Source organism: Azoarcus taiwanensis (assembly GCF_012910885.1).
In the GTDB taxonomy this organism is placed as follows: Bacteria; Pseudomonadota; Gammaproteobacteria; order Burkholderiales; family Rhodocyclaceae; genus Azoarcus_F; species Azoarcus_F taiwanensis.
The window spans coordinates 1-6298 of the sequence record NZ_WTVM01000181.1 but is presented as its reverse complement, the minus strand read 5'-3'; the positions used below and the strand labels follow the sequence as shown (position 1 = coordinate 6298).

The 6298-nt window shown below is 64.5% G+C and carries 7 protein-coding genes and 1 pseudogene; 6 read left to right on the top strand and 2 right to left on the bottom strand.

Annotated features, from left to right (window positions below):
* The 6 genes and pseudogenes from GPA21_RS18665 to GPA21_RS18640 all read left to right on the top strand — a co-directional run.
* On the top strand, positions 1-327 hold a 327-nt coding region (locus GPA21_RS18665; protein ID WP_211163701.1), incomplete at its 5' end, for an electron transfer flavoprotein subunit alpha/FixB family protein.
* 48 nt (positions 328-375) lie between these two features.
* On the top strand, positions 376-2016 hold the full coding sequence (locus GPA21_RS18660; RefSeq protein ID WP_246262052.1) for an electron transfer flavoprotein-ubiquinone oxidoreductase: 1641 nt from the start codon (positions 376-378) through the stop codon (positions 2014-2016).
* Positions 2017-2106: 90 nt separating this feature from the next.
* Positions 2107-2550, top strand: coding sequence for a universal stress protein (locus GPA21_RS18655; protein WP_168989595.1), 444 nt, complete (start codon positions 2107-2109; stop codon positions 2548-2550).
* A 139-nt stretch (positions 2551-2689) separates the two neighbouring features.
* Positions 2690-2794: an acyl-CoA dehydrogenase family protein gene (locus tag GPA21_RS21310; protein WP_339379818.1), complete on the top strand. Its 105-nt coding sequence runs from the start codon at positions 2690-2692 to the stop codon at positions 2792-2794.
* An 88-nt stretch (positions 2795-2882) separates the two neighbouring features.
* The gene (locus GPA21_RS18645; RefSeq protein WP_168989594.1) at positions 2883-3851 is read left to right on the top strand and encodes an NAD(P)H-dependent flavin oxidoreductase; all 969 of its coding nucleotides are present in this window, start codon (positions 2883-2885) and stop codon (positions 3849-3851) included.
* Positions 3852-4077: 226 nt separating this feature from the next.
* A pseudogene (locus tag GPA21_RS18640) lies at positions 4078-4476 on the top strand (IS5 family transposase); the annotation flags it as partial.
* Between the two features lie 207 nt (positions 4477-4683).
* Here the strand turns inward: GPA21_RS18640 and GPA21_RS18635 are convergent.
* A complete protein-coding gene (locus GPA21_RS18635; protein ID WP_168989593.1) occupies positions 4684-5205 on the bottom strand; it encodes a glycine cleavage system transcriptional repressor in 522 nt (173 codons plus the stop codon).
* A gap of 34 nt (positions 5206-5239) precedes the next feature.
* Positions 5240-6298 (bottom strand): ATP-binding cassette domain-containing protein (locus GPA21_RS18630; RefSeq protein ID WP_168989592.1); only part of this gene is annotated, 1059 nt, incomplete at its 5' end.

Sequence of the window (6298 nt, the reverse complement as noted above, 5' to 3'; positions counted from 1 at the left end):
CTGGGCAGCGGCGAGAACTATCACGCGCAGCTCGAGCCGCTGGCGGACAAGCTCGGCGCGGCGCTGGGCGCTTCGCGTGCGGCGGTCGATGCGGGCTACGTGCCCAACGACTACCAGGTGGGGCAAACCGGCAAGATCGTCGCGCCGGAGTTGTATGTCGCGATCGGAATTTCGGGAGCGATCCAGCACCTGGCGGGGATGAAGGACTCCAAGATCATCGTGGCGATCAACAAGGATCCAGAGGCACCGATCTTTCAGGTGGCCGACTACGGCCTGGTGGCCGACCTGTTCCAGGTCGTGCCGGAGCTGACGTCGGCGTTGGACTGAACCGAATCAACCGGGCCGTCCGAGGCCCGACAACGCGAGAAACCGAGCATGCGTGAATCGATGGAATTCGACGTCCTCGTCGTCGGCGGTGGCCCGGCGGGTCTGGCAGCGGCGATCCGGCTGAAGCAACTGGCCGACGAGAAGGGGCAGGCATTGTCGATCTGCCTGATCGAGAAAGGGGCCGAGATCGGCGCACACTCGCTGTCCGGGGCGGTGATGGACCCGCGCGCGCTAGACGAACTGATTCCCGATTGGAAGGACAAGGGTGCGCCGGTGAGCACCGAGGTCAGCGAGGACCGCTTCGTGTTCCTGAGCGAGCGCGGTGCGCGCCGGGTGCCCAATGCGCTGTTGCCGGGCTGCTTCCTGAACCACGGCAACTACATCGTGCGCCTGGGGCATCTGGCCAAGTGGCTGGGCGAGCAGGCCGAAGCGATGGGCATCGAGGTCTATCCGGGCTTTGCCGCGGCCGAGGTGCTGTACGACGAGGCGGGTGCGGTCAAGGGCGTAGCCACCGGCGACATGGGGCTCAACCGCGACGGCAGCCCAGGTCCGGCGCACCAGCCGGGCATGGAGCTGCATGCGCGCTACACGCTGTTTGCCGAGGGTTGCCGCGGCCATCTGGGCAAGCTACTCGAGGCGCGCTTCAGCCTGCGCGACGGCGTCGATCCGCAGACCTACGGTATCGGCATCAAGGAGTTGTGGGAGATCCCCGCGGCCCAGCATGTGCCGGGGCTGGTGATGCATACCGCGGGCTGGCCGCTGGAGACGGACACCTACGGCGGCTCGTTCATGTACCACCTCGAAGGCAATCTGGTGGCGGTGGGCTTCGTAGTCGGGCTCAACTACGCGAACCCGTATCTGTCGCCATTCGAGGAGTTTCAGCGCTACAAGACGCATCCGCAGATCCGCAAGTTTCTCGAGGGCGGCAAGCGCCTGGCCTACGGCGCGCGAGCGCTGGCCGCGGGCGGGCTGCAGTCGTTACCCAAGACCACGTTCCCGGGCGGAGCGCTGATCGGTGACGATGCCGGGTACCTGAACGCCTCGCGCATCAAGGGCATCCATGCCGCGATCAAGTCGGGCATGCTCGCGGCGGAGGCCGCCTTCGAGGCACTGGTGGCCGAGCGCAGCCGTGACGAGCTCGTCGCCTACCCGGAGGCCTTCCGCCAGAGCTGGCTGTGCGAGGAGCTGCACCGGGCGCGTAACTTCAAGCCGCTGATGAAGAAGGGGCTGTGGCTGGGGTCGCTGCTGTTCGGCATGGACCAGATGCTGTTGCGCGGCAAGGCGCCCTGGACGCTGCACAACAGCGCGGACCACACGGCGCTGAAGAAGGCGAGCGAGTGCACGCCGATCGACTACCCCAAGCCCGACGGGGTGCTGACTTTCGACCGGCTGTTCTCGGTGTTCTTGTCCAACACCAACCACGAGGAAGAGCAGCCCTGCCACCTGCAGCTCAAGGATGCGTCGGTGGCGATCCGGATCAACCTCGAGCAATACGACGCGCCCGAGCAGCGTTACTGTCCGGCCGGGGTGTACGAGATCGTGCGCGATGGGCAAGGCGGCGAACCGCGCCTGCAGATCAACGCCCAAAACTGCGTGCACTGCAAGAGCTGCGACATCAAGGATCCGACCCAGAACATCAACTGGGTCGTGCCACAGGGCGGCGAAGGACCGATCTACCAGGGCATGTGATGCCTTGCGCCGCGAGGCGCGATACCACGCTAATCGAATACCGACCGGCGCACCGTGGGTGTGCCCGTCATTCCCCGGAGAATGCTCAGCATGTTTAAACATCTACTCGTCCCGACGGACGGTTCGCAGTTGTCCGATAGCGCGGTCGAGCGGGCGATCGACTTTGCCCGGGAAACCGGTGCGCGCATCACCTTTTTCTACGCCCAGCCGGAGCCGCCGATGCAGATCTACGGCGACGGGCCGGTCATGGATGCGCACGCACCCGAGCGTTTTGCGAAGCTTGCGCAGTCCCGTGCAGACGAAACCCTGGGCAAGGCGGTGGAAGTCGCCACGGCCGCGGGCGTCGCTGCAGAAAGCCGCACACTGGTGAGTGAAACCCCCTACGTCGCGATCATCGGCGCGGCTGAAGCGCAGGGCTGCGACATCATTTTCATGGCCTCGCACGGCCGTCGTGGCATCACCGGCCTGCTCCTGGGGAGTGAAACCCAGAAGGTCCTGACGCACAGCAAGATTCCGGTGCTGGTCTATCGCTGAACGCCCCACTTGCTCGCGCGGCAAAGTTCCGTCAGGACGCAGAGCGGTGTGCATGCGATGTCTTGAGTCGGGAGGGGTACCCTTGTGAGTGTGATGCGGCCGGTGTTTGCAGAAGGAGCGCAGGTAGGCAGAGTGCGGCATCGGCCGCTCTTATCGCGACGTGCGGCTGTTCCGTATCTGCGAAGGCACGACACTAATCCAGCAGCTCGTCATTGCACGCAACATGATCAAGGCGGCGAGCTGAGCGACGGACGTATTGCCAGTGGCATAACCGACCGCAGCGTGCGTCGGCAAGTTCGCGCCGCAGCCGGTTTCCACAAAGGAATATCGAGATGAAGACACGGGTCACTGAACTGCTGGGTTGTCGTTACCCCATCATCCAGGGCGGCATGCAGTGGGTGGGGCGCGCAGAGCTGGTTGCGGCGGTTTCCAATGCCGGGGGCATGGGCATGATCACCGCCCTGACGCAACCGACACCGGATGTTCTGCGGCGCGAGATAGACAGGACGCGCGCGCTTACCGATCAACCTTTCGGCGTCAACCTGACCATTCTGCCGGCGGTCAAGGCCCCTCCGTACGCGGAGTATGTCGGCGCGATCATCGAGAAAGGCGTACGTGTCGTCGAAACCGCGGGAAACAGCCCGCGTGATTTCATCGAGCGCTTCGAGGCCAACGGGATCAAAGTCGTTCATAAGTGCACATCGATTCGCCATGCCTTGTCTGCGGAGCGCAACGGCGTGGACATCATCAGCATCGACGGATTCGAGTGCGCGGGTCATCCGGGCGAGGACGACATCGGTGGCCTGGTGCTGATTCCGCTCGCCGCCAAGGCACTAAAGATCCCGGTGATCGCCTCCGGGGGCATCGCCGACGGTCGCGGCATGGCTGGGGCGCTGGCGCTGGGCGCAGAGGGCGTAAACATGGGAACCCGCTTCATGCTGACCCAGGAGGCGCCAATCCATTACAACATCAAGCACGCGCTGATGAACGCATCGGAGCAGGATACCCGCCTCATTTTCCGGACCCTGCGCAATACCGCACGCGTGTTCGCCAATGCGGTCGCCAAAGAGGTCGTCGAGATCGAGCGCCGTCCGGGGGGGTGCCAGTTCGAGGATATCCGCCACCTGGTGCTTGGCGCACGCGGCAGGGCAGCCCTGGAAGCGGGTGAGGTCGAAGGGGGCGTGGTCACCGCAGGGCAAGTCATCGGCCTGATCGACGATATACCGACCTGCGCCGAACTCATTGAACGGATGGTCGAGGAGTGCCGGGCGCAGCTTGATCGCGCACGCGCGATGATGTGAAGCGCGACCCCCGACCACCAACGGAGACCGGACACTGCCATCGACTTCAGTGGCCGCGGAGGCCGACGCGCCCGTGCGCTCCGATTACGTTCATCGTTCCATCCCGTTGATCGAACTGCTCGGCATCAACCGCGAGTCGGCCGAAAGTGGCCGGTCCCGACTGTCGCTGGATCTCAGTCCCGAGCTTCGCAACATGTGCGACGCCTTCCACGGCGGTGTGATCATGACCTTGCTCGAGTTCCGGCGACTGCTCGAAGCGCAGGGGTTGACGAAGCAGTTGTTCGAGACAATCAACGCGCATCTGGCCGAGAAGGGCTTGATGATGCGCGAGGGCACGATCGTTGACGCGACCATCATCGTCGCACCGCCCTCGACCAAGAACCGGGGCAATGCTCGCGATCCAGAGATGCACCAGGCCAAGAAAGGTAATCAGTGGCACTTCGGGATGAAGACGCAAATCAGCGCCGATATCGACCCCGGGCTGGTGCATACGGTCGTGGGTATGGCCGCCAACGTGGCCGATGTCACCCAAGCTCACGCGCTGCTGCATGGTAAAGAGACTGAGATGTTGGCACTTGCGGGTTATCAGGGTGTTCACAAGCTTGATGAGAACAAGGCGCTGGACATTCAGTAGTCTGGGGTGACCAGTGATCAGCGACCCCCATCAGTTGGGGAATGACAGGTAACCGTCGTGTTGCCGCCCGAGTCGGTCCGGTGGCCCAATGACAGCGTTGGCCGAACACCTGACGACGCCTCTCAGAGCCGTTCGATTCCCCGGACAGCAAACATCGATTACAAGTGGCAGTCCCTCCAGACTCGACCCAGATGCGACTCAGGCCGTGTCCGCATCCAGTTCGATATCCACCATCAGGTCCGCCGACAAGCGTTCGAGATCTACTTGAAGCCGCGCAACGTCCAGTGACTCGGGGGCGTTGAGTGCGATCTCGGCGTGGAACATCGGCTCGGAGGACATTGCTGCGCTGGCGACGTGGCTCTCGAAGCGTTCGATGTTGAGCGCGTGGCTCGCCAGCACTTGGGTGACTTCGCGCACGATGCCGATGCGGTCGTGGCCGATCAGTGACAGGTGGAAGCGTCGCGCGGTTGCCTGCGTGGTGCTGGCGGCGGCGACTTCCAGCGCGATGCCGAAACCGGGTTGTCCCCTGAGGGCGGCTTCGAGTGCGTTCAGCGAGTCTTGTGGTACTTCGAGCTTGAGGATGCCGGCGAACTTGCCGGCCAGTTGTGCAAAAGATGATTCGAGCCAGTTCGCGCCGTGCTCGGAGGCGATGCGCGACAGATTCTCTACCAGGCCGGGGCGGTCGTCGGCGATCAGGGTGATGACCAGTGTGGTTTGCATGGGGTCTGCTCCTTTGCGGCGGGTGGGTGCAGTATCAGCCGGCGAACTGCAGCCGCGCAAGGTGGGCGTAGATGCCGTCGGCGCGGATCAGTTCGGCATGGGTGCCGGTTTCGACGATTCGGCCGCCGTCGATGACGAGAATGCGGTCGGCTTTTTGCACGGTGGCGAGGCGGTGGGCGATGACCAGTGTCGTCCGGTTCTCCATCAGGCGTTCGAGTGCGGCCTGGACCATGCGCTCGCTTTCGGCGTCGAGCGCTGAGGTGGCCTCGTCGAGCAGCAGGACCGGTCGGTCGGCGAGGATGGCGCGGGCGATCGCGATACGCTGGCGCTGCCCACCTGAAAGACGCACACCGCGCTCGCCGAGATCGGTGTCGTAGCCGTCCGGCAAGCGTTCCACGAACTCATGTGCCCAAGCGGCTTCGCAGGCGCGACGCACCTCGTCCAGACTCGCCTCGGGTCTTGCGTAACGGACATTGTCGAGCACGCTGGCGGCGAAGATGACTGCCTCCTGCGATACCAGGGCGATACGAGAGCGAATGTCCGCCGGATTCGCGCTGTCCAGCGCCACGCCATCGAGCAGGATGCGCCCGCTGTCAGGGTCGTAGAAACGCAGCAGGAGTTGAAACACCGTGCTTTTTCCCGCACCCGAGGGTCCGACCAGGGCCACGGTTTCGCCCGGCGCGACGTCCAGCGTCAGGGCGTCCAGTGCCGGACTTTCGGGACGGGTGGGGTAGTGAAAACGCACCGATTCGAAGCGAATCTGGCCACGCGGCGGTGTGGGGAGTGCGACCGGCGAGGCAGGTGCCGCGACGGCGGGCGTGGCCTGCAGGATTTCCATGAGTCGTTCGGTGGCGCCCGCAGCGCGCTGGAGGTCGCCCCAGACTTCGGATAGCGCGCCGACGCTGCCGGCCACCAGTGCGGCGTAGAAGACGAAGGCCGACAACTGGCCGGCGGTGATACGACCGGCCAGTACGTCGTGCCCGCCGATCCACAGAATGAAGGCGATGGCACCGAACACCAGCAGCATGACGGCGGCGACCAGCATCGCGCGGGTGTGGATGCGTCGCCGGGCGGTGGCGAAGCTCGCGGCCAC

What these genes read in the sequence shown, in the direction of transcription:
- GPA21_RS18645 (WP_168989594.1), top strand. Translation starts at nt 2,883, where the DNA reads ATGAAGACACGGGTCACTGAACTGCTGGGTTGTCGTTACCCCATCATC.
- GPA21_RS18660 (WP_246262052.1), top strand. Translation starts at nt 376, where the DNA reads ATGCGTGAATCGATGGAATTCGACGTCCTCGTCGTCGGCGGTGGCCCG.
- GPA21_RS18655 (WP_168989595.1), top strand. Translation starts at nt 2,107, where the DNA reads ATGTTTAAACATCTACTCGTCCCGACGGACGGTTCGCAGTTGTCCGAT.
- GPA21_RS18635 (WP_168989593.1), bottom strand. Translation starts at nt 5,205, where the DNA reads ATGCAAACCACACTGGTCATCACCCTGATCGCCGACGACCGCCCCGGC.